Raw genomic sequence first — 559 nt, forward strand, 5'->3', positions numbered from 1 at the left:
CACCAGCCTCGCGGAGGTGTGTCGCAAAGCCGGAATTGCTGAGGCGACATTCTACAACTGGCGCAAGAAGTATGCGGGCTTGATGCCAAACGCCGGGTGCAGGCCAAGCTACGGGAGGATCGAGCCGAAGCAACGCCAAGCAATGAGACTTGGGCGATCCCCTGCCCGGTAGGTGATGCATGCATTCACCGTAAGGGGATTTTGTGCATGACCAGTTGGTGACCGGCAGAAAGATCAGGGTCCTGACCATCGTGGACACGTTCTCGCGGTTCGCGCCAGCCACGGACCCAATGTTCAGCTATCGCGGCGAGGACGTCGTACAAACCCTTGAACGGATCTGTCATCAGATTGGTTATCCAAAGGCGATCCGCGTTGATCAAGGCAGCGAGTTCATCTCCCGCGACCTTGACCTCTGGGCCTACCAGAAAGGTGTCACACTCGACTTCTCGCGGCCGGGTAAACCGACGGACAATGCCTTCATCGAAGCGTTCAACTCCAAGTTCCGGGCCGAATGCCTGAACAGGCGTCGCCATTATCGCTCAGACCAATGGCGCTCCAA

The 559-nt window shown here is 57.8% G+C and carries 1 pseudogene; it reads left to right on the forward strand.

The features are described 5' to 3' along the window. Positions 1-87: 87 nt before the first annotated feature. Positions 88-559, forward strand: a pseudogene (locus tag H7847_RS26645) (DDE-type integrase/transposase/recombinase); the annotation flags it as partial.

This window comes from Roseobacter weihaiensis (genome assembly GCF_020622345.1).
GTDB lineage: Bacteria > Pseudomonadota > Alphaproteobacteria > Rhodobacterales > Rhodobacteraceae > Roseobacter > Roseobacter weihaiensis.